Origin of the sequence: Vibrio breoganii (assembly GCF_001677275.1) — a bacterium.
Lineage (GTDB): Bacteria > Pseudomonadota > Gammaproteobacteria > Enterobacterales > Vibrionaceae > Vibrio > Vibrio breoganii.
The window spans coordinates 84,731-105,717 of record NZ_CP016179.1; the positions used below are offsets into that span (position 1 = coordinate 84,731).

Here is a 20,987-nt window from a genome sequence, read left to right on the forward strand (position 1 = left end):
TACATTCAAACGGTGAAATGAGATCGCGATACGACATTTCATCCCCTATACCCGAAAGTCTGTGATGTCTGCCTCCTTGGTTATCTGAGATTGGCCGTTGCATTAGTACGCTTGCTCGGGTCATCAATACTTATATTGTGAGTGTGTTATGAGTGATGTTTTGAAGCAGTTGATTGAGAGAAGTCGCGAAGGCGACCCTCGAGCTGTGCAGATTATTTTGCTAAAGATGAAGCCGCTGATCCATCGGGTGGTCAGTAAGTACAAAAGCCGTGACTCCCAAGACTATGATGACCTCTATCAGGAGGCGTCACTGACGCTGGTCAAGTGTATTGAGAAGTTCGATCTGACCTACGGTGATGAGTTCAAGCCAGAGCGATTCTTTAGTTACGCTCGTGTGTCCATGGATCATGCCAGCATCTGTTACCTGCAGCAATTTGATGTCGTGGCCATTCCTCGTCGCCTGTGGCAGATCCGCAACCGTATTGAGCGTGAGAACCCTGAGGACGTCAAAGAGTTCTGTGAGAAGTACGATATTTCAGAGAATCGCTTCTACGATGCTAAGAGCTTAATTGCGACCTCATCAAGTTCGCCAAGAACGGTAGAGTTTGATGCCGCCGGTGCGGAAGTGCCAGAGTCTTTAGATTCGGAATTTGTCGAGCGTCTGGTTGATACAGCACTCTCTCGTATTCTTAAAGATCACATTGAGGATTACCGCCAGTATTTCGACGATAAGGCGCTGAAAATCTTTCAGGCGGTCTACATTGAAGATAGAGAGACGAATGAAATTGCAGATCAGTGGGGTGTGGAGCCGGGTCGAGTGAGATACATTGCACTGCAAACATTGCGAGATGTGCAGGAATTGTTATTGGACTTAGGGGTTAAGCCAGCGGATTTCGTTTAATTCGAGCGTAAAATTAGCGCATTATGCCTTAGCATAAATATGCTGAATAAATGGGTTATTGTGGCTTTTCGGAGTCCAATAACCCATTTTTTTGTAGACCATTGTTTGTGGTACTATAGTAAAATTATACACACAACACATCTACGGTAATCGGGTAGCATTTAGAGATGGTGGTCTCTTACTTGATTACGGAGGGCGAAAGATAATTATGTCTAGTAAGGTACCTACCAGTAAAGTGTCGCGGTTTCTCACCGATGCAATAGTCCAAGGGCGAATCATTCCACCTGGCGAGACTTTTTCAGAGCGTCAGTTGGTTAATCGTTATGGGTTCAGTCGAGCGCAAGTCCGCGACATACTATTAAAGCTGGAAACCCGTGGTGGGCTTCTTGACCCGCATGGTTCCAAAAAAGGTAGGGTAGCCACTAGGTTGTGTCACACTCAAAGTAAGACATTTCTGGCGTTGCTTGAGGTTGTGGTCAACCGCCGTTACTTTCTGGGTTCAGAAGTCTCCGCTCAAATGAGAGAGCGTACCGAGCAAATAATTCAGTATCTTCGTTCTCTTGTTGAGAAGGCTCAGCCAATCAAGCACCTTCTTGACTCTGGAGGTGGTCTTACTCGAGAACGCGTTAAAGAGTTAAGGAAACAGAAGCTCAGTGCATTTGACGCGGAGCAAATAGAGATAAAGGCGCAGGTCGATGCCGTGTTCGATGAGTTCATGAGGGCGTATCAGCTTGTCTACGTATCCGTATTGAATGAGTGTGACTGTATTGTTCGTCGTAAATTCTTAGAGTCTGCGTTAATCAGTCTTCGTCGCTTCCGTTATGCTGCTTATGATGCAGGCGTGTTGCCGGTTCTAGAGTTAATGACAGATTTGATCGAGTCATTAGAGAGTCATTTGGACGGTGATCAGGTGAGCCAGCACGTCTACATGGATAAAGTGTTGGATGGGATCAGAGAGCGCTGCGTTAGGTTGTACAGTCAGGATACAGTCATAGAGCGGAAGCCTTATGTTGAAGGTAAGGATGAAAAGGCCTTCGCTCAGTTGTTGGAATTGTACATGAGTGGTATCTGGTCGGTGGGTGAGAGCATTCGTGAAAGCACACTCATGACTCAGTTTGAGATTAGTCGCTTTCCGATGCGTAATACACTGTTTCGGATGGATGGGTACGGTTTTGTCACTTTATTGGGCAGGCAGGGCACTGTCGTCAACGGATCAAATGGACAAGCTCTTGATTACGAAGAGTTATTAAAGATTGTAGTGGCCTCTCAGGTGGGGTTCACTGAAACGGAACTAGTGTCTAAGGCCAGGGAGCTGCAGGAGGCTATCCATGACGTGTCAGGGTATTATCAGGGTGGTGAAATTGGCCAAGACTACGTGCGCAAGCGTATCGCTCAGAGTGTCGCCTCTTACTTTATCGTGATGATACGCCAGGGGCGCTTGAAGTTATTCAGTGATAGTGTGCTTCTGGTATGGGCAGACGGCATTCGAGTGGCTTTAGAGGGTGCGACAACGGCCTCGAAAGTCTTCGAGGTTTTAGGCGCAACAGAGAAAATGTTTAAAGGTTTAGCGGAAGTCTCACCACGCAACATGTTGGCGCTGTATAAGCTCGTTTGATACAAAGGTCCGGGTGGTCAAAATTTAGTAGCCAACCTTACTAAGAAATTAGGGGTTGGTTTTTTATAGGCGAGCGAAATCGAGCTGAGGGCGCAAGGCTTTCAACTTTCTTTGGATGTGAAAGTATGGAACGCTATCACGCAGTTATTAGCTACGAGAAATAGAGTTACTCATTCCAGTTCTGTTCAGGCGTTATGGTTCGCACAGCTCATTAAAATGAGCGCGTGTTTTCTCGTGGTTGTGCCTGTTGGTACCGGTCCTGCCAGCAAAGATAAACTGAGCCTAAGGCAGTAGGGTTCAGGTCACCACGTTGGTAATCTAACGCGTGTGCTATCGGTGCTGTTGAGACCGAGGAGCTAATTGCATGAACTCATTCGTGGGTAGTGCTTGTCCTTTGTGTTTTAAATCATGGTAATTCAATAGGAACCCTTCAACGCGATTGTTTTGGGCGGCTACAGTGAACTCATTATCGGTTTTCGTCAGCATTTTAATGATGCTGCGTGACTCGTTGTAGTAACACATTGAAGATCGCTTGATCAGTGCTCGGTACTTCTTTCCTTCCTCTTTGGGGAGATTCGTGAAAAACAGTGGAGACACAATAAAGAGACCGTACTTCGTGTAATGGATTGCTGAGTCTTTTTTGTTGAAACTCATTCGCCCATCGTCAATCTCTTGTTGGATGTAACCAAGCATTCCACTTTTCACTTCTTTGTCTGCGGCCAGTTTTCGTGCTTCACGACTCTGGGAGACTTTAAGCCAGGGCGGAACGTTCTCGTTACCAAGAGGGATGAGTTCGGCAGTTTCTTTGCTTTCATCACTATCGGTGTCCTTATCGTTGCTTTGTTGAGGTGGTGCAACGGTGGATACTTCTGGTGAAGGTGTTGCCTGCTTCGGCGTTTCGGCAGGGCCAAATGATGGGATAATCATATCGACATCATCATCAACAGCTTGCTCTTTTGGTGGGGTAACCACTTTAGAGGTAGGCTTTTTCGCTTTGGACGTTTTTGAGGTGGTGTCCGCAGCTGGAGGTGGTGTTGATTTGGCGCTCTTTTGTGCTTTAGCAGTTTTTGCGCGTGTTGGCGCACGAAGACCTGCAGGTTTGCTCGGTGCTTCAGTGGTTTCCAGTGTACCAATCTCGCGAGATGGCGCTGGCTTGGGTGGTTCGAGATCGAGAGGCTTCTCAACAGTAGAGACTTTAATGCCATGGTCTGACGAATCATCCATTTGGTTGTGTTCGGGCTTACTTTCTAGAGGTTGATTGACATAGATTGCCTCATGAAGCTCGCCATCAATTTCTTTCGTTAAAGGTCCGCAATTTAACGTCCCTAGCGTCTTTTCGCTGAATTGTACGTGTGCACCTTGTGTCAGCGTGTCAGCGTAGTCGAAGCCCGGAAAGAATTCGGCTTTGAAGGCCAAGTAGGACAAATCACGTCGAGTTTGCTTTCGTTCTGTATAGAAGTCGGCCCACCACAATGAATCCCCAGAGGGTGCTTTCAGAGTAACGTTATTGTCCAGCAGCAGTTGGTAGGTGTGATTAGCTTTAGGAACGCTGACGCCTTTTTGTTGCAGGAGTCGATTGGCAATCTCAACTATCTGTGTTGCTGAAGCGAAGACAATGTTACCGGCACGCTCAACGTGGGACATTTTATCGCTGTGTCTTTTGTTAATGATTAAGTTGTACTTGCTAGGGTTAGCCAAGATCTCTTTAAAGGTGTTGAGGTAGGCCAAATGCAAGGGTTGGTCAGCTTGCGATTGGCTAGTTGAATGCAACATATGCGGTTGGTCATTGTTCTCAAGGAAGACTTCAACACTGGTTTTATCGCCTTGAATGACGCTGTTGTGGACAGCGCTATCGTGTCCATGATCGGAGCTGATGGCATGAAGCATGTCGATTAACAGGGTGTCGCTGGAGTCCGAAATCCACTTGATTGCGCGATGGGGCACGCAGTCTAAAAGCATGGAAGGGGCGGCCAGTTCGTGGCTGTTTTTATCATACGCATTCGAGCCAGCTTCTTTACGACGCTGAAAGCGATAGGCTACTTTCTCTTTTTCACTCGGAATGTGTCCATACATAAAGCTCCAATTCACCCAATTGTCTTTCACAAGCACTTTAAAACTCACGTCAGTAAATGCTTTGCCGGCATCGTGCATCATGGCTGATACAAATACTGCATAAGTGAAGGCTGGAAGGAGCTGCTGGATCTTTTCCTCATCTTTATCAGGAAAATAGTTGTATTGCATAGAGGCGCGCATCGCGTAGAGCGCGGTTTCTAGAGTGTGTTCAAGCAAGCCATATTTGTACGAGTGGTGATTGCTCTCACTAGCAGGTACAGCTTGAAAACGAATGGCGAGATGCTTGATGACATGCATGTAAAACTCATTCCAGAGTTTGTCATTAATGCCGGCGCACTCTTTGATTTGAAACACCAATTGTTGTCGGTATTCGGTATTTAGAAGTGAATCCGCATCAAGAAAGATCAGTTCGTCCTTATGGCCTGCGCCACTGACTCTTCTCTCTTCCTGTTTGGCACTGATGGCCACTACGTTCGACTTCTTCTTCTTAAAAAACATATCCCGATCCAATGTGTTGGTACTTAATGCGGAGGGGGATATCGACCATTTCGACCATAAGAATTCAGTGACAGACCAAAAAGGGAACGCGACAGAGCGTGGAAACTGTGATCGCGAGACTAAAAACAGACGAATTAATCGTATTTTTTTGGCGATACATGACTTAGGCCAGTGTGGCCAAGTGTAGCGCGGTAGATTGGAGGCATGCATTGGTAGTAGGCACAGACATCATCAACAGTATTGTTTGGCATGGCGCTCCCATTGAGCGTTCAAAATGTCAGATGGCTGACCTTACTTATACGCAGGCTTGTGCTTTAGGGGAGAGACTTCGTGAGCGTTTAGTGGCGAAACCTTCAGAGCGATTTAAATCGCAACGACAGGCGGACGCGCTATCGAAGTTGCTAAAACGAAGTGGAGTGCGCCGACTATTAAGTCGAAGCTACAAGATGGCAGGTTTGACCCCAAAGGGTCAGATAGCCTTGATTGAGGCGTTGGAGCGTAGGGTGACGCCCGGTGATCTGGATAAAGGAAAGATTAGCGCGCCTGATGTGGCGGGTTATACCGAGATTCCTCAGTTGACCGCACTTGTTGCTCAGACGTTGTTGGTGTTGACGATTGTAGGTATTCGCACGGAGGAAGATTTATTGTCTGTACTGGATGATGATTACGAAACGTGCGCTCGTTCTGCGATTAAAGAGTTTGGCTTAAGAGAGCCGTCAAAAACAGGTTGGTCTAGAACCTACCTGCATACGATGGAAGTGGCTTTCTACGGTGTGGTGCGAATGATGCAGATATCACCACCAAGCCCAAAGGTGGAAGCGTGGTTGAATGATCAGTCGCGTGAAGATTTGAATGATTATTGTCAGCGTGTCGTCTCAATGGTTATGGAAAGCCAATTCAGACCATTTGACGGGAGTTAATACGTGAATTTTGATTGTGGCGAAAAAGATCGCATTGCAAATACGGCGTTAGTATCGCTGTTAAAGTCCTTCTATTTGAAGAATGTTTATCATGATAGTGAAAATCGATTTGGCATAGGTGCTGCATCGGACCTCATTAAAGTGGTAGTGCGCGCATTAGATAGCGGCGTGAATGTCTGGAATGAAATATCAGAGATTCATAAGGAGACAAAAAGCGGAGTAGTTTTAGTTGATGAACGGGCTACCCAGTTATTAATAAAGTCTTTGGAAGGAAAAGTGACATATGAGTATTAGTTCACTACAACGTCGTGTCGCAAAAGCGCATTCATTCGAAATTGATGGTGGCGTCATATTACGTGCGGTAAATGAGTGTATTGAAAAAAATTCCCATGAACATCTGGCTGAGATGATTGGGTGTTCGGTTGAGCAGGCGAAAGAAATATTATCGATGCCTCACTCTGTAATATTGTTTCATGCGCTAGATGAATTTTATTCGTTGCAGTCTGTTGCTTCATCTTTATTTAAGCAGTCGAGTGAGAAGAGTCGCACTGAGTTCTTTGTGAAATATGTTGAGTTTATCAAGATCTACAAAGAGACGGTTAAGCTAATTGGGTTGAATGCAAGTATCGATCAGGTGCTTGAGATGACTTGTCAGAACATTTTTAAACGTCGAGACTGGCCGAAACTACGATTCGTTTTCGCTACGGAAATTGAGGCTATCTACAAGGGCCACCAGCAGCGTAAGAAAGAGGTGCTGAACAAACGCGAAGGCGAGATTGAAGTGGAGTGGAATGATCGAATCAAACACTCTAAAGGAAGGAAGTTAACTATCGCCGATAAGGTGCGTATTAGTAATGCAGAGGCAGGTTTGTCTCCAATGCGCTCAACGATGAGTGATGCAGAATACGTCATCAAGATTGCCGAAGAAAGCCTTGTGGATATCGTACAGATAAATCAACTAGTGTAGTAGGAGTCAACAATGGCTATTCAGAAAACGGTTGTGCTTGAAGAAGATAGCGCAGACGCTAAAGCGGTAGAACCGCAGATCGACATTACCATGACGAAGGCTGAGCAAGACAGCATTGGTATCGTTCTTCATTCGAAGGACGCGCTAAAACTGCTTAACTCAGAGACCGTGTCTACTGGTAAGAACAAAAAGACCTTCCTTCCAGGGTTGCAGTGGTTTGACACTCGCCTTACGAATGTCGTTAACAGTGCAGGTAACGATGATCCCTTTGCCGATCAGTTGCTTCTTGATCTAGAGCGTCAGATTGACACTTTAGGTGAGACGATTGTCGCGAAGACCGAAGATCTGCAAGCGAAAATCAAAGAGTTGTTTGATTACAATGAGGCGACACTTAAGAAGAATGTCTCAGCGCATATTGCTGAGGTGAGTGTTAAGTTGAACTACCCATTATCAAACCGCATGTTGTGGGTCATTAAGGCCGTTGATCGCATGTTGTTCTTGGTCTATCAGGCAGAGAAACACAACATCATCTACACCCGTGCTGCGAAAGAGTATCGTACCGACGCGAAGCGCATGGTTCGTAACTTATTCCGAAGCTTGAACAAGTTCAACCATACGGGCATTACTCGTACCGATGTAGCTCATGCGACAAAGCGTACAGAGATTGCTTACAACCAGAACAAAGACATTGCGTTGACACTTCCGGTTCTGCTGATGGAAGAGCGAGCGGATTGCGCTCCATACGTGGCCACTCGTCACGGTGATCGCTTGGACAAGAAGACTCGTGAAATGATTGTACGTTTGTACGCTGATGCCGATCGCCAGTCTCACGAGGAAATCTCAGAAGACCAGTTGATGAAGTCAGAATCTGATGCACCAAGTCGTGGATTGGATGATGCCTTGGCGAGTGAGGCGGCTCCTGATTTTGCTGTCCAGTCAGTCAAATGATCGTCAGTATCAGAAATTAATTATCGAAAAGTTGGGTAATTTTTAGCTGAAATAGGTGATGACAAAAAGCGTAACTGGAGTGATCTAGTGCGCTTTTTTGCATTTTGGCGAGGACGAAAAGTGTGGTTGACGGTGGTTCGAGGTCAGTTTGAGTCATTTGTGAATGACGCGAAGTGTGTTTAATGGGTGTATAGCGAGGACGGAAAGTGTGAATAAGTCGTATTGGGCGAGGACGGAAGGTGTGAATGAGTAATAGTGTCATAGGGGTTGAAGGGTGATTTTCGGGGTGGCTCCCTCTATATAATATTTATAGGCTAGATATCTTAGTTAGGTTGGGAATTTTGAGAGCCATTTTAACAGGGTCAGTTTTTTGATATTTGGGTGAGATGGTTTTCAGAAGTGTGGCAAGATGGATTGTGGCGGGGTTGGTTTGGACTACCTAGGGCACAGTTGAGAATTGGTCGAGTTGAATAGAAGGTTTGGGAGTGAAGATTAAATTGAAGTTCAGCTGGACAACATGAGTGAGTGATACTCGTAGAAAGGTCGGTCCTAACTCGCGTTGCGAGGACGGCGATGCGGTGAAACGCTATTTTTGTTACCCGCATGCTTTTACGAAGTAAGAAATAGTCCAAGAGTTTTTTGGATTGAAGCCCTGCAATTATGTTGCAGGGCTTTTTGATCTTGCGGGGCGGAGGAGTGGTGGGTTGATTGTGCGGGGTTTTAGTTGCTTGCCTGTCTTGATCTTTTTTTGTGAATAGATGTGTGAGCGGTGTCAAACATTGCCCTAATGAGTGGAGTTCATAAATCTACTATAGGTACTAGCAATGAAGGCTTTAAGGGCTTTAAAAATCGTTTTGATGTGTGTGGTGGCTCCGTTTGCTGTCGCTTCACAGCCAGTGCAGCTTCATGGGGAGCTGAATGGGTACACTCGTGTGGTTATTGATGCCAACTATGAGCAGAAGAACCCGCTTCAGAAGGTGGTTTCTTTAGAGTTACCAAGTTCCATCCAGAATGTCGGTCAAGGCATTAATTTTGTCATTTATTCGACGGGTTACCGTTTAGCGGATCTGGATGCTGTATCTCCAGAGGTGCTAGAGCTTCTCACGTTACCGGTGCCTTTAGTGAATACCACGTTTGTTCAAGTGACTGTTGAGCAGGTGATTGACGTATTGATTGGTCATGGTTTTGCGATTGAGGTTTCAGATGCAAGACGTGTGATCACTGTGGTTAAGAAGGTGTAGTCATGCGTAAAGAAAAGATGTCTCTGAAGGATTTGGGGGTTGAGGATGATTTGGCAGTGGAGTCATCTCAATCGGTTGATGTTAAGAGCGATGATGTTGTTGAGCCTTCTGTGTCGGAAGAGTCAGAGGTTGATAATGGTGGGATTCAAGGTTCGGTTGAAGACGGTCTACTGGCTGAAGATGATGAAGTCGTAGTAAAGAGCCCTGGTAAATCTTTAGTGAAGCGTGTTGCGCTGGCTTCTTTATTGGCGGTGATTGTGGTGGGGGGCGGTTATGTCACCTATCAGGGTGTTAAGCCTATGATTGAGAGTTTCACCTCGTCAGGTGAGCCTGTGGTGGTGTTTGATGCTCAGGGTTCAATTCAAGCTTTGACGATTGATGTGAATAGCTTGCGAAGTGACATGAATGCGTTAAATGCGTCAGAGCGTTTAGTTGAGCTCGAGGCGGCGTCTGCGCGATTGAAGCAGTTGGAGTTGCTGTTTGGTAATACGGTAGCTCAGTTGCAGGGGGTTTCATCTGGTTTGCAGGAGTATCGAGATGCCAATGATAAGGCGATTGCTGAGTTGACTGAGCAGTTGGCGAGTGGCACTAAAAAGCATGAGGCCTTAGAGCGTCGTGTAACGAATATGAATCGCACGTTAAGTAGCCTTGAGGAGCGATTATTTGCAGAGCTAGAGAAGCAGCTGAGTGATGTTTCTCATTCAATAGCGCCACCAGCACAAAAAAACAAAACGGGTACTTCAGGGGCGACTACAGCCAGTTCTGAGAGTGCGGAAGTGTCAGTGACATCATCTGTTCCAGAGGTGACACGTTTGGGGCCGTTATTCTTGAAGCAGGTGGTTGATATTGGAGGTCGTAATATCGCTATCATCACTGATGGGTTGTCCGGTTCAATTCAGTTGGTGAGCGGCAATTCTTTTGGCCACTGGTATGTCAGTGAAGTGAATAAAGAGCATTTGGTGGCTCGTCATAAGCTGGATGGGCGAATGGTTAATCTGGTGGTGTCCGAATGAGAAAGGTAAGTGTTCTTCTGTTGGGTTTGCTGTCAGGTTTCGTGGTGGCTTCGGAGCAGCGTTTAGTGGCTCCTTTGGAAGTTGAATCAATTCGCGTAGTTGATAGTCAGTTAGGTACTTCGAAGGTGGATTATCGCGTTGATGGTCTGGAGATCGAGTTGACGGCTGAAGATAAGGTGAAGGCGAGAAATTGGTATTTATCGGAGGAGGACTGGGCGAAGTATAAGTATGCGATGCAGTACACGCCTCGTGGTCTTGTGAGTCCTAATTTAGAGCCGCCGATCGTACTGGGTGTCATGGCAACGAATGATCGTGCTCGCACTCGATACGCGAACATTATGAATCGCTTGGAACTGGATCGTCAGGAACGAGAGATTGCATTCCAGCAGGCGGCGAATGTTTTGTTGGCTCAAATGAAGCCAGATGAGGTGGTTGAGTTGTCTCCTATTCAGCAGCAGTTTGGTCAGAAAAAGACGGCGCTCAATAGTGTGTTTCTTGATGCATCGTCGTGTGATGTTGAGTGTAGGCGCTTCCTAATGCGTTCGTTTGCTGGCACATCGAGTACGACACAGCTCACTTATTACTATTTCAATGGTAATGAGTCGCAAGCTAGAAGTGTTGTACTGGCGTCAGGAGTGTCGTCTGCGGATATTGAGCGTAAAGATGTGTATTTCCTTGATGGTTCTGAGTTGATAAAGCGTTATGAGAGTAAGCACAATGTACCGTTTAGGGTGTATCAGAATGGTGAGCAGACAAGGGTATTTGAAGTTACTCGTTTCTAGTGTGCTGTTTGTTGGTTCGATAGGGGATGTGCACGGTAGTGAGAAGTGTATCCCTTATTTTTTTCGGCATGTAGCGGCTCAGGAGTCTATACCGGCGGACAAGTTCTATGCTCTAGCGCTGCAAGAGTCCGGGATGAAAATGCAGGATGGATCGTTTGGCCCTTGGCCGTACGTGATAAACCACAAGGGTAAGGCTTTTGTATACCCTGATTACCAGGCGTTGGTGTTGGGTGCAAATGAGTTTGTTGGGAAGGGGTATTTGACCTTTGATGTGGGTTACTTTCAGGTCAACTGGCGCTGGCACTCGGAGAGGGTTAAGAGTTTGGCCCACTTTGCACATCCAGTGGTGAATGCGAGGGTGGCTGCTCAAATATTTCGGGAGCAGTACCGTAAGCATGGGGATTGGTCAGTGGCGGCGGGTCGTTACCATAATCCATCAAATACCAATGGTTTTGCAGACCGATACGAATCGAGTTACCGCGATTGGGTAGTCAAGATAGGTAGAGAATACCGTTGTTAGTGGGAGTCCGTTGATTTTGGGGATTCTCTAAAAGAATTACCTCAATAAGTATTGGGGGTTGTCGGGAAGTATTGAATGAAAAATGTAGTTCGTGTGTTGTTGTCTATTGTTGTGGTGTCCTTTGGGGCGACGGCGTCAGATTCGGTTCAGGTGTTGAATTTGGATATTGAATCGCAGCACCATCGTATTACCGGTATGGAAGATCGTATGGATGAGATTAATCGTGCGTTCCGTCAATCTGTTGCTGATGTAGGTGTGATAGGCCGAAAGGATTTAAAGGTGTTGTCGATTTCTGAGGAGAACTCGGTACCTTTGGAAGATTTGGTAGAGGATATTGATGCTGGAGTTGCGGCTGAAACTATTCAGGCTGAATTTGAGAGGCGAGAATTAGCACAGCAGATAATGGACGGTAAGATTACGGTTAAGGATATTGAGCGTTTTGTCGTTTCTAATATGTATCCAGTCACCACTAAATTACAATCTAAGCGAGCGTTGTCTGATGTATTGTTATTTGATGAAGAGAAGAGTGCGATAGTTCCTGAGTCATTTGTGGTTATTGGTGTCGATGCATATTCATTGGATTGGTTGACGGTGAATATTGAGGAGGTGAAACGTTTAGGGACGTTGATATATGTTTCTCAGATTGACCGTCATGAGGATATGTTGGCATTAAGGCAGTTATTCCCGGGCTTTGATTTTGTGCCGGTGGATGTGTATGACTTAATGAAGATGTTGGGTGTTGATCATTATCCGGTTCTGGTTACAAAGGCTGGGGCTTTTCAGTAGTCAAAAAAAAGCCAGATCTCAATATTCGAGGTCTGGCTGGGTAATGACTAAATACTAAAGAGATAATACAAAAATTACATTAAGTTCAAATACTAAAAACACATATGAGAGCAAAGAAAGGATAGGGTCTTTGCTTTCGGGGTGAAGCATAACCGATTTTTTCTTGTCGCAAATGGGGTGTAGTATTATTTGCGGGGTATCTCGCAAAGCTCTGCTGGTTTAGGGTTGCTTGTCGGTAATGGCGGGTTTTACTCTGTCAATATCGAAGTCCTCAGTACGCCAATTCCCTTGTTTGGTGCTGTTAATAGTTATGTAGCAAATACCATTCTTTAATATCGTCAACGTGGCATTGTGTTCAACGATGCACTCTTTGATGAACTCTTTTACCTCGATTCCTATTTCTTTGATTGATTGACTGTGCGTTAGGATGGCAAAGCTGTAGTCGATGGCATCTAGCAGAGCTTCTGTGAGCTCTAGCATTAAGATTGGCATGCAAGATTCATCTTCGGGATAAAAGTCCTCTGTGATGTTATAGATACTTAGTCTGAGGTTTCTGTGCATGTCGTTATGGTTGTGGTCGATGGTGATAACGATATGGTATGTCTGAATCCGGGGTGGTGGGAAAATTGGGTGGTGTTCTAGGATCGTGCTCGCAAAAAGAAGATGCCAAGCAAATAAGGGTTTAACCGGTCCCCTAAAAGACAGGCCGGTCTCAGACTGGTTAAACCCTTTGGCTTTGCATTAGATTTGCATCCACTAGTGTGAATAAAGAAAAATAAAAAACACGCTGATGAGGTAATTCTATTCTTTATGGGTGATGTATGGGAGGTTGGAATCTAACCTTGCATAGTTGCTTGTTTTGTCTTCCCTTTGTGTGCTTACACTCTCATTGGTGTGAATGGGTGGTAATGAATGGTTGGTGGTGGTTATGTGTGTATAAGATTGTGTTACCCACTGATAGCTAAAAAGTTACTAACAGGCGAGTGAGCTTCTTGGAAAATTCTCGGGGAGTATACGAAAAGTTATCCACACTAGCAGTAATTAGTGGCTCTACTCTTATTGAGGTGCAGTGTGCTTGGTGGGCTGTTTAGGTTCTTTTGTGGGTCGCTTAAAGGTGGTCATTTATGAAACTGCGCTTTGCTTTTATCCCTAGAAGTGAAATATTTAGACTCTTTCGTGCTAACAGCACGCAATACAGCAAATGTGGGTGCAAACATACATTCCGGAGCGTCTTCGTTGGATTGTCCCTGTAAGTTTAGATGGTGGTTATTTAAACGGAGGGTGAGTAATGAAAATTGTTGGGGTGTTGGCGGGTTTGTCAGTTCTGTCGGTGGGTGGTGCGTATGCAATGGATTCGCATACAGGCCCGTTATTGCCGTTTGAGGGTGTTGTGCCACCAGCGATAAAGACTTTGTGTTCCGAGAAAGAGACGGTGTACTTTAACTGTGAGACAGGCCGTAAGACCATTATTTCGCTGTGTGGTGACTTGGGTGAGCGAGAGGGGGAGTTTGCGATTAATGAGCATGCTCCGTCATCTGATGCCTGGTTGCAGTATCGCTACGGTACTGTTGGTCATATCGAGTTGGCTTATCCGGAGGATAGGCGGTTGTCTGCTTTTGAGTCGGAGGAGCACTTTGCTCGCTATACATCGGCATTAACATCGGTGAGCTTTGATACTGGTGATGCGCAATACGATCTTATGGATTTGACGGTGCTTGAGGTTGAGCCCAATGAGCGATTTACCAACCTTGATGTGATTGATGGAAGAACCGGTGTGCAGGTAGAGTTTGCTTGTCGTGCTCCACGCGATGATATTGAATCGGAGCTTTATGATATGACGACAGCTGCGCGTGTTATTCATAGTGCGAGGCATTAGCGTTTAGTGACTTTATTGTGCTTGTGGTGATGGTGGTTCTAATGCGAGCATGTGCGCCGAATTTATAGTTTCAAATGAAATGTACGGTGTGCGGAGATTGAATGCCAAGCGATAACAATGAAAACCTTCCAGCGTTCAAAGAATACTTGTTACTTAAGTTACTGCAGACCTCGTGTATTTTTGCCTTACTGGTGGTGGTTGTCTTCTGTAGTTATTACTTTGAGATTCAATTGCTCATCGATGTTTGGTCGAAAAGTTTGTTGTTGATGTTAGCGACCATAATGACCGGTATGGTGATGAAAGAGCCTGGTGTGGGTGAAGTCCCTGTGACTTACTTGTTTGGTCTGTCGTTGTTTCTGGCGACACCTTTCTTTGCGGTAGCTTGGGGTTTGTATCGAAATTTTGTTTTGCCGACTGATGGGGATATGGAAGTTACGATGGGCTCGCTCTCTCTGGGCGTTTTTGTGTGTCTAATGATTGTGATATTTGGTCGTAAGTTGGGAAGTGAGCTTTGTCGTTCCAATGCGTGATTTAAGTGGAGGGTTATACGGCTTATAGGCGGTATAGGTAACCACTTAATGTTTGAGTTACTATCTTCCCTATTGTGTTTGGGTTGATGTAATTTGGTCCTTCTGAGCGGCTTTTATCATTTTTTCCTGCACAAGTTTAATTCCTTGAGGGGATATGCCGTGAGGTTTACGGCGCTCATCGTGAATGAGTCGTTTAATGGCTTCATCGATGGGCCAGAGTCGCTGTTCTATGTCTGCTGATTGTGAGGGAGTGAGTCTAAGTCCAAAGCTATACTCATCAAGTGCTTGTTTGAATGCTTCGTGATAGCCAAGCTTTGAGATTGGAAAGCCTATCAGTTCGTCGCGTCCATTGGGGTTGTATTGATAAATGCGCCACTGTGGTGAGTAGCATACTTGCTCTTCCCCGTTCTTATTGATGCCTACTTTGCGATGTAGGTATAGCGTAAAGTTAGTTGCAAGCGCTGAACGCGATTTGGTTGTGGTCGGTTTGGTGAGTTTTCTTGCGACTCGGTTATCGGCTTCTTGTTGAATGAGTGACTGATTCAATGTTTCGGCTTTTTGCAGGATTTCCATTTCAGATAAATCAGGCATCTTCGAGAACAGCATTCGCTTATAGTGTTTCTTTCCCGCAGCGGCCGATACAATGATGTTAAATCCTCGTAGTTTCTTGGTTCTGGCACAGATGATGTCGTAAATCGCCATGTCTTGATTGTGTCTCTGTTATTAATGGTGATCGTTGAGTGGTACTGCTTAACAGCCAAGTTCAATCTGCATAGCTGACATTAGTTTTCGGAAAGTCCGGCTTCATTCTAATCAATCTTGCTCAAACTATCTTTGCGTTAATGCCCAAAACGATTCTTGCCGTCCGTGCCTTTGATGAATCCAAGGTAGATGGTCATGCCAATGGAGCCTGCATAAGGTACAAGGTTGAGTGCACACCACCAGCCATTCTTATCCAGATCATGCAGTCGTCTTACTTGGGTTGCTACTGACCACCAGACCATAGCTATGAGGATGGTTAGGGCGATGATGCCTGGAGCTGAATCAAGACCGTACGATGCGAATGAGTGGGCTTCGTGCATATTCTTAAATATCAGTCGCAAGGCTATGATGATACTTATATTGAACGTGACCATTATCCAGTAGTGAAGTCTTGGTGCGCGTCCTGAGAAAGAGAAGATTTTCATTATAAGTGTCCGTTATTTCATGGTGTGAGGTTTCATTCTACTGCGAGAAAATCATCTAGTGCTTCACGAAATCTAAAGTTTCAAAATGCCGTAACTCACGGTAATAACTCTTTGGTAGTTAAAGAATGCCGACACGCGCCAGAACTAATCCTGTTTCTCATACCGATAGACGTAAAGCAATTCTGCTTACGTTAAAAACTACTGATAGGTAGTTAAGGATGATGAAATGAAAAATATGAAAAACACTCTAAATCTTATTCTGGTTGGTCTGTTCTCTGTCCTATTAATGGGATGCGCCACCAGCAACTCTTCTAGCAAGTTAGATGGTCGTATGGTGACAACGTTAAAGCTGACACCTGAGTTAGTGAATGATGATGGGGTGATTGTTATCCCTATGAATTCTCAACTCTTAAGTGAGATGGGTGTGGAGTTCGCTTTTATGGAAGATTATTTCGTGAGTCCATATGATGCGGATCGAGTTGAAGGTTTGACGCCTGAGCAAATCGTGGATATTTATGCGATGAGCTGGGATGTGACAGGCTTGCATAATAATTATGTAGTTCGTATCGAGCTGAGTTCTGAAGAAGTGTCAGAGTTTCTTGATGGGCGCCATGAGGTGTTCATTTGGTACCATGCTGTTGATGCGGTCATGGTCGGGCATAACCAAGTTAAGGTTGTGGATGTTCGCGATGGTCGAGAGCCTTTGGCTTCTGTCTATCGTCGTAACTAACTAATAACGGACTTCTCTTTTTTGAGGAGTCCGTTTTTTTTGGTATTTGGTGGGTTAGAAAGGACAGTTTTGAAACTCTGAGGGATCTTTTATAGTTGGTTCTAGAGGTTCTAGAGGTTCTAGAGGTTCTAGAGGTTCTTGTGTTGGTGTGTTTTCAGTAAGGTAGGCTGGTGGCTCGCACTCTATAGAGAACGAATCATACTTCAGCATCATTTCTAGATCGCATTCGTCTGAGGGTTCTCTGTATGAATTCAGTAGTGAGTCGATTTCTTCCTTAGCAGTATGAGTAAACTCGTCGCATTGATCTGCGTAGTACGGTTCGTATTGATTCGTCTCTTCTGATGATTCTATGTAGGACTCCATTAGTGAGTTAATTTCTTCTTCTTCCATCGGTGCGGTGTCGATAGCTGACGCTACATGGTAATCCTCGTATTGCTTCAATATGGCTTGGTAATAAGGGTCGTGAAGCATGCCTAAGAGCGCGTTTGCTATCTCATTGTGTCCAGCTGGCGTGTCACCATTTCTATAGCCACGGTGCTCACGGATCTGAAATTGGAGTAGGTCTTTGTATTGGCCGTCTCTCGCTATATGAATAGAAGATCTTTCGTCTTTTGAGTGGTCGTTGGTTTTAATGCTTAGAATGAAGTCACCGTGTTTAGAGTGCCTTGTACGGGAGGCGATGCAGTGTCGCATTTCAGAGCCCTCACGCTTAATATCTGTTGCTATGTGTAATTCAGTCACCACGCCGTTATCGAGGGTGCTGTTTAGGTGCTCGGTGATCTCCGTTAGTCTTGCTTCACGGTCGTGCTTGGATAGAAAATACGCGCTATAGAGGGCGAGTTTACCTAGTAATTTCTTGGTGACTTCTAGGTTGTCGATATTGTCCATTAGTGGGATTTGATAAATGTGTAGGGTTCCCTGTGGTATTCCGTGTTTCCTATCCATATATCGTGGAGCGGTATAGTAGTATTCGAACATTTCAGGCATGTGACTGTCTATCCAGCCTAAGGTTTTTGCGATGGGCGCCAGTGTCTTTTGTTGGCTCTTGAGTGCGGTGTGTATCACAAAGCCTAGTTCACGGTGGCTTCGTAATAGTTTGTTTAACTTTATTAGGTTTTTGGGGTTGTTTCGCTTGCAGTTGTCGATACCGGAAATCGTCTGCACTTCAGTGAGTGAAAGTCCGCTGTCGGCATAGCGTAAGTACGTGGTTAGATTAGCACTGTTGAGCATGTGTATGGCTTGATAAAACCCATTGGCTGTTCTGTTGGTGCGTGTCCACCAGCGAAAGAGAGTAATTGATTGCTCTCTTAATGTGATGTCTGTTTCTAGCGTGTAGTAACAGTATGTGGCTTTTCTAATGTAAACAGATTGGGTAATGCGGGGTGGATTGGTGCGTTCTTTTAGAGGTTTCCAAGTCTCAATATGTTCGTGCAATTTAGTGTCGTGTAGGCCGATAGGGTAGGCGTTAATAGCGGTCTTGATTCTAATACCGGTGCTTAGGTAAATGTCATTCTTGATGTTATCAAATCGACGCTTATAGGTGTGAGAGAGTAGCCAGCCTGATACATAGTGGGTTATTTCATCTGGGTGATGAAAGTCGGCAAGGCCGTGTTGCTTGATGATCTGAGTAAACCGTATGGCTTCGATGGTATTCATTACGCTGTTTTTGTCGATGGGTAGATTAAGGTTTTTGCTTTTTTCAAACAGGCGTGTGATTGAGTGTGTGGCTGTCTCATAGTTTATTACTTTCAATACAGGTCGGTACAAGAAGCTTAAAAAATCCTGTGAGTAGTGAATCCGGCCTTTGCAGAGTGCTACTTGGGTTACATTGATGTCGAATGCTTTGATGATGGAGTCAGCGGAGTTGAAGGGTTCATTTATCCCGTCTTCGTACTTTGGGTTGTGCAGGAAGTAGGTCACAAAGTTCAATTTGCCCTTGGTGGCGCTGTTGGTGATGTGGTAACCGTTTTTTGTGATCACATTGCGTGAGCCAAAGCTTGCTTCTTCGCACTCATAGTCGAACCCTGAGATTCTAGATTGTTTGAAGTTTGGTTCGGTTGGTTGTTCAAAACAATTACTCGATGACCGTGTTTCACTAAGAAAGATGTCCAAGTCTTTGTAGCGGTAAGGGATAGGTAATCCAAGTGCTTCAAAAACGGCGCTGGCCACTGCGCCACCAGCGACTACGGTAGTAGTAGAGAATACGTCTTTATTGTTCTTGAGTACCTCGCAAATCTCTTTCTCATAATTGGGAAATTCACGTTCTATGATGATCATTACCTTATCAGCAAATTCAATGCTGGTTATGTCTTTCTTGAAGTCTTGCATGCTTGTGTTCCAAACGGTTAAACATCTGTCTATTTTCCTATGGGGTGGTCTTCGCTAAAGCGGGGTGACTGTGGGATTGATAGTGAGCAGTGTGATAGTAAGCGGTGTGATACTTTGCGTTATGACCGGATTTTATTGGTATAGGGGTAAGGTTTCCTTGGGGTTAAGCGCGACAAATAAAACACAAGATAGGGTGAGGCGAAATAAGCTAGGGAATACCGACAAGTAATCAGAGGTGTAAGTTGCCGAAGAATAGATACCGGAAGTCACCAAAACCAATCAGGGTTACTGTTTTCGGAAATCGCGAGAAGTAAGCAGAGAGTGTGGGGTGTGATATTAGATGAAGTGAATCACCTTCTACTTATTAAGGTTGCTTTGTTGGGGTGCTTGCTTATGAAATCATGTTTGGAGGGTCGATATTAATGCGAACATTAACAGTAAAGGATGCAGAGGGTAATTTTGGTGAGTTACTTCTTAGTGCTCAACATGAACCTATCAAGATCAGCAAAAGCGGCGAAGGTGTTGCGGTGGTTATGTCTGTTCATGATTATGAGGAGTTAGAGGCGATGAAGGCTGATTACCTTCAGTATTGCTTCGAGGCTGCAAAGCGAGATTTAACTCAAGGAAATCTTTAACTATTAATGAGGTCTAAAAAAGCCCGTATTGCAAAGGCAAATACGGGCTAATAAGGGAAAGTAGTTTACGAGGCTTTGAGTTGGTCGTAGTCTGCTTTTACTTGGTTTAACTGAAGTTGCAGCTGGGAAATTAGTTTGCTTGTCGTTTGTGTGCCGTAAGGCGTATCGAATAACTGGCCTTTTGATTGAAAGCCGGTGGCTTGCGCTATTTCCACTGGTTCGATACTGGATTCTATTGCCTCCCACACCTCACTAGGAGTTGATTTATTAACGATCGCTTCATCAAAGGTATGTAAGCCGCTGCCATCATTGCAAAGTCCAAACTGCACGTTAAATGAGCATATATCCTTGATGTTGATATGAATATCAAACTGATCAGTGAGTCCTTTCACACTAAAGTCTGCATCACCCGCACCCGCGCCGCTAATGTCGAACTCACCTTTGGCAATTGCGTTTCTAATGTCAATGAAAAGCTCTAGGTGGTCTTCCGACAAATGCTTGAACCAAATAATTAGGTTGGTTGCGCATTGGTGCTTAATTCGCGTGGCGTATAAGTTTTCGTGGAGTTGAGTTGCTGTTGTTCTAATGTCGTGAACGTTCTTATTGATGGTGTTTGTTATATCGCGCTCGTCCTTACTCTCAACGTCTGATGTGGAGGCAATCAGGTACTCGGTGAAAGGGACTTTGTAGAGTTGGCCTACCTTTTCGATCTGAGTAATATCTTCATTGGATATATTGAGAGCGAGCTCTACAGTGCTCTTGATTGGGGCGAGTAGGCCGGCTTGCTTGTCGATCTGGATGGTATCGAAGAAGGCATTATGTGATTTTTCTTGCAGGTCGAATATCGCGTTATAGAGTGATGTAGGGAACTGTGTGAAGGAATTAGCTTTAATGCGATTGATAGTCGTGATGTCATCGTTTGTTAGATTCAGAGTGATATGCGGCATGCTGTTGTCCTTGCTGGTGGTCTCATTGAGCTTTTAGATTACCAGTCATGCTCTGTCGCAAAAGTCAGCGACTTGTGGTGTGCATTGAAGTCTAGCCATTGTGGTTATTAGGGCGTTAATTATTAAAAGTGTTTGGTGTATCAGTCCTTATTGTAGTCCTGTGGTGGTGCACTGTAATTCTGAATAATCAATATGTTACTTTGCAAATTTCCATGAAACCAATTGTATTACCCTTGTGTGTTTGGGGGTGTAGTATTGCGCTCATTAGCAGTGTTACATAATGGTTGTTGGGGTGAGAAAAATGACGGGTATCAATAAGCAGGGTTCAAGTGTGTTCATTAAAAGGTTGTTGGCCTTTAGGGAAGAAGTTTGGGAGGAAATACACCCACTACAGATGATAGCAATTCTGGAAGTTTTGAGTTCCCCATCGTATACAGTGAGTGCGCAATACATGAGTGATAAGTACGGAATATCTCAAGCCTCGGCAAGC

At 45.0% G+C, this 20,987-nt stretch carries 21 protein-coding genes; 15 read left to right on the top strand and 6 right to left on the bottom strand.

The genetic code is table 11. The features are described from left to right. Positions 1–148: 148 nt before the first annotated feature. Both A6E01_RS19320 and A6E01_RS19325 read left to right on the top strand, forming a co-directional pair. Positions 149–901: a sigma-70 family RNA polymerase sigma factor gene (locus tag A6E01_RS19320; RefSeq protein ID WP_065211128.1), complete on the top strand. Its 753-nt coding sequence runs from the start codon at positions 149–151 to the stop codon at positions 899–901. A gap of 208 nt (positions 902–1,109) precedes the next feature. Continuing rightward, on the top strand, positions 1,110–2,516 hold the full coding sequence (locus A6E01_RS19325; protein WP_065211129.1) for a GntR family transcriptional regulator: 1,407 nt from the start codon (positions 1,110–1,112) through the stop codon (positions 2,514–2,516). 330 nt (positions 2,517–2,846) lie between these two features. On the opposite strand, the gene A6E01_RS19330 is transcribed toward A6E01_RS19325, so the two are convergent. After that, a complete protein-coding gene (locus A6E01_RS19330; RefSeq protein ID WP_065211130.1) occupies positions 2,847–5,087 on the bottom strand; it encodes a TraI domain-containing protein in 2,241 nt (746 codons plus the stop codon). A gap of 209 nt (positions 5,088–5,296) precedes the next feature. Between A6E01_RS19330 and A6E01_RS19335 the strand changes: the two genes are divergently transcribed. The 9 genes from A6E01_RS19335 to A6E01_RS19375 all read left to right on the top strand — a co-directional run bounded on the left by A6E01_RS19335 (position 5,297) and on the right by A6E01_RS19375 (position 12,264). After that, entirely contained in the window at positions 5,297–6,007 is a 711-nt protein-coding gene (locus A6E01_RS19335; protein ID WP_065211131.1) for a hypothetical protein, read from the top strand. A 3-nt stretch (positions 6,008–6,010) separates the two neighbouring features. Then, positions 6,011–6,301: a hypothetical protein gene (locus A6E01_RS19340; RefSeq protein ID WP_065211132.1), complete on the top strand. Its 291-nt coding sequence runs from the start codon at positions 6,011–6,013 to the stop codon at positions 6,299–6,301. Continuing rightward, complete coding sequence (locus tag A6E01_RS19345) at positions 6,291–6,974, top strand: hypothetical protein (RefSeq protein WP_065211133.1); 684 nt, start codon at positions 6,291–6,293, stop codon at positions 6,972–6,974. The genes A6E01_RS19340 and A6E01_RS19345 overlap by 11 nt, the downstream gene beginning before the upstream one ends. 12 nt (positions 6,975–6,986) lie before the next feature. Then, positions 6,987–7,922, top strand: a complete 936-nt coding sequence (locus A6E01_RS19350) for an AcaB family transcriptional regulator (protein ID WP_065211134.1) — start codon at positions 6,987–6,989, stop codon at positions 7,920–7,922. A gap of 824 nt (positions 7,923–8,746) precedes the next feature. Next, positions 8,747–9,163: a hypothetical protein gene (locus tag A6E01_RS19355; RefSeq protein ID WP_065211135.1), complete on the top strand. Its 417-nt coding sequence runs from the start codon at positions 8,747–8,749 to the stop codon at positions 9,161–9,163. Positions 9,164–9,165: 2 nt separating this feature from the next. Next, positions 9,166–10,176: a hypothetical protein gene (locus A6E01_RS19360; RefSeq protein WP_065211136.1), complete on the top strand. Its 1,011-nt coding sequence runs from the start codon at positions 9,166–9,168 to the stop codon at positions 10,174–10,176. Beyond that, positions 10,173–10,958: a hypothetical protein gene (locus A6E01_RS19365; protein ID WP_065211137.1), complete on the top strand. Its 786-nt coding sequence runs from the start codon at positions 10,173–10,175 to the stop codon at positions 10,956–10,958. The genes A6E01_RS19360 and A6E01_RS19365 overlap by 4 nt, the downstream gene beginning before the upstream one ends. Then, positions 10,918–11,478: a lysozyme family protein gene (locus A6E01_RS19370; RefSeq protein ID WP_065211138.1), complete on the top strand. Its 561-nt coding sequence runs from the start codon at positions 10,918–10,920 to the stop codon at positions 11,476–11,478. The genes A6E01_RS19365 and A6E01_RS19370 overlap by 41 nt, the downstream gene beginning before the upstream one ends. Before the next feature lie 75 nt (positions 11,479–11,553). Continuing rightward, positions 11,554–12,264: a DUF2859 domain-containing protein gene (locus A6E01_RS19375; RefSeq protein ID WP_065211139.1), complete on the top strand. Its 711-nt coding sequence runs from the start codon at positions 11,554–11,556 to the stop codon at positions 12,262–12,264. A gap of 219 nt (positions 12,265–12,483) precedes the next feature. Here A6E01_RS19375 and A6E01_RS19380 read toward each other — a convergent pair whose 3' ends face one another. Continuing rightward, positions 12,484–12,825 (bottom strand): hypothetical protein, encoded by a 342-nt coding sequence (locus A6E01_RS19380; RefSeq protein ID WP_156744645.1) that lies wholly within the window; start codon positions 12,823–12,825, stop codon positions 12,484–12,486. A gap of 727 nt (positions 12,826–13,552) precedes the next feature. On the opposite strand from A6E01_RS19380, the gene A6E01_RS19385 reads away from it, so the two are divergent. Together A6E01_RS19385 and A6E01_RS19390 are read left to right on the top strand one after the other, a co-directional pair. Then, on the top strand, positions 13,553–14,140 hold the full coding sequence (locus A6E01_RS19385) for a hypothetical protein (RefSeq protein ID WP_065211141.1): 588 nt from the start codon (positions 13,553–13,555) through the stop codon (positions 14,138–14,140). A 101-nt stretch (positions 14,141–14,241) separates the two neighbouring features. Next, positions 14,242–14,670 (top strand): hypothetical protein, encoded by a 429-nt coding sequence (locus A6E01_RS19390; RefSeq protein WP_065211142.1) that lies wholly within the window; start codon positions 14,242–14,244, stop codon positions 14,668–14,670. 69 nt (positions 14,671–14,739) lie between these two features. On the opposite strand, the gene A6E01_RS19395 is transcribed toward A6E01_RS19390, so the two are convergent. Both A6E01_RS19395 and A6E01_RS19400 read right to left on the bottom strand, forming a co-directional pair. Then, positions 14,740–15,372 carry a hypothetical protein gene (locus A6E01_RS19395; protein ID WP_065211143.1) on the bottom strand — a complete coding sequence of 211 codons (633 nt, stop codon included), beginning with the start codon at positions 15,370–15,372 and terminating at the stop codon, positions 14,740–14,742. A gap of 137 nt (positions 15,373–15,509) precedes the next feature. Beyond that, entirely contained in the window at positions 15,510–15,857 is a 348-nt protein-coding gene (locus tag A6E01_RS19400) for a DUF805 domain-containing protein (RefSeq protein WP_065211144.1), read from the bottom strand. A 226-nt stretch (positions 15,858–16,083) separates the two neighbouring features. Between A6E01_RS19400 and A6E01_RS19405 the strand changes: the two genes are divergently transcribed. After that, on the top strand, positions 16,084–16,587 hold the full coding sequence (locus A6E01_RS19405; protein ID WP_065211145.1) for a hypothetical protein: 504 nt from the start codon (positions 16,084–16,086) through the stop codon (positions 16,585–16,587). A 54-nt stretch (positions 16,588–16,641) separates the two neighbouring features. Here the strand turns inward: A6E01_RS19405 and A6E01_RS19410 are convergent, their stop codons facing one another. Further along, a complete protein-coding gene (locus tag A6E01_RS19410) occupies positions 16,642–18,915 on the bottom strand; it encodes a PcfJ domain-containing protein (protein WP_065211146.1) in 2,274 nt (757 codons plus the stop codon). Between the two features lie 422 nt (positions 18,916–19,337). On the opposite strand from A6E01_RS19410, the gene A6E01_RS19415 reads away from it, so the two are divergent. After that, complete coding sequence (locus A6E01_RS19415; RefSeq protein WP_065211147.1) at positions 19,338–19,550, top strand: type II toxin-antitoxin system Phd/YefM family antitoxin; 213 nt, start codon at positions 19,338–19,340, stop codon at positions 19,548–19,550. A 65-nt stretch (positions 19,551–19,615) separates the two neighbouring features. On the opposite strand, the gene A6E01_RS19420 is transcribed toward A6E01_RS19415, so the two are convergent. Next, positions 19,616–20,497, bottom strand: a complete 882-nt coding sequence (locus A6E01_RS19420) for a hypothetical protein (protein ID WP_065211148.1) — start codon at positions 20,495–20,497, stop codon at positions 19,616–19,618. Between the last annotated feature and the right edge of the window lie 490 nt (positions 20,498–20,987).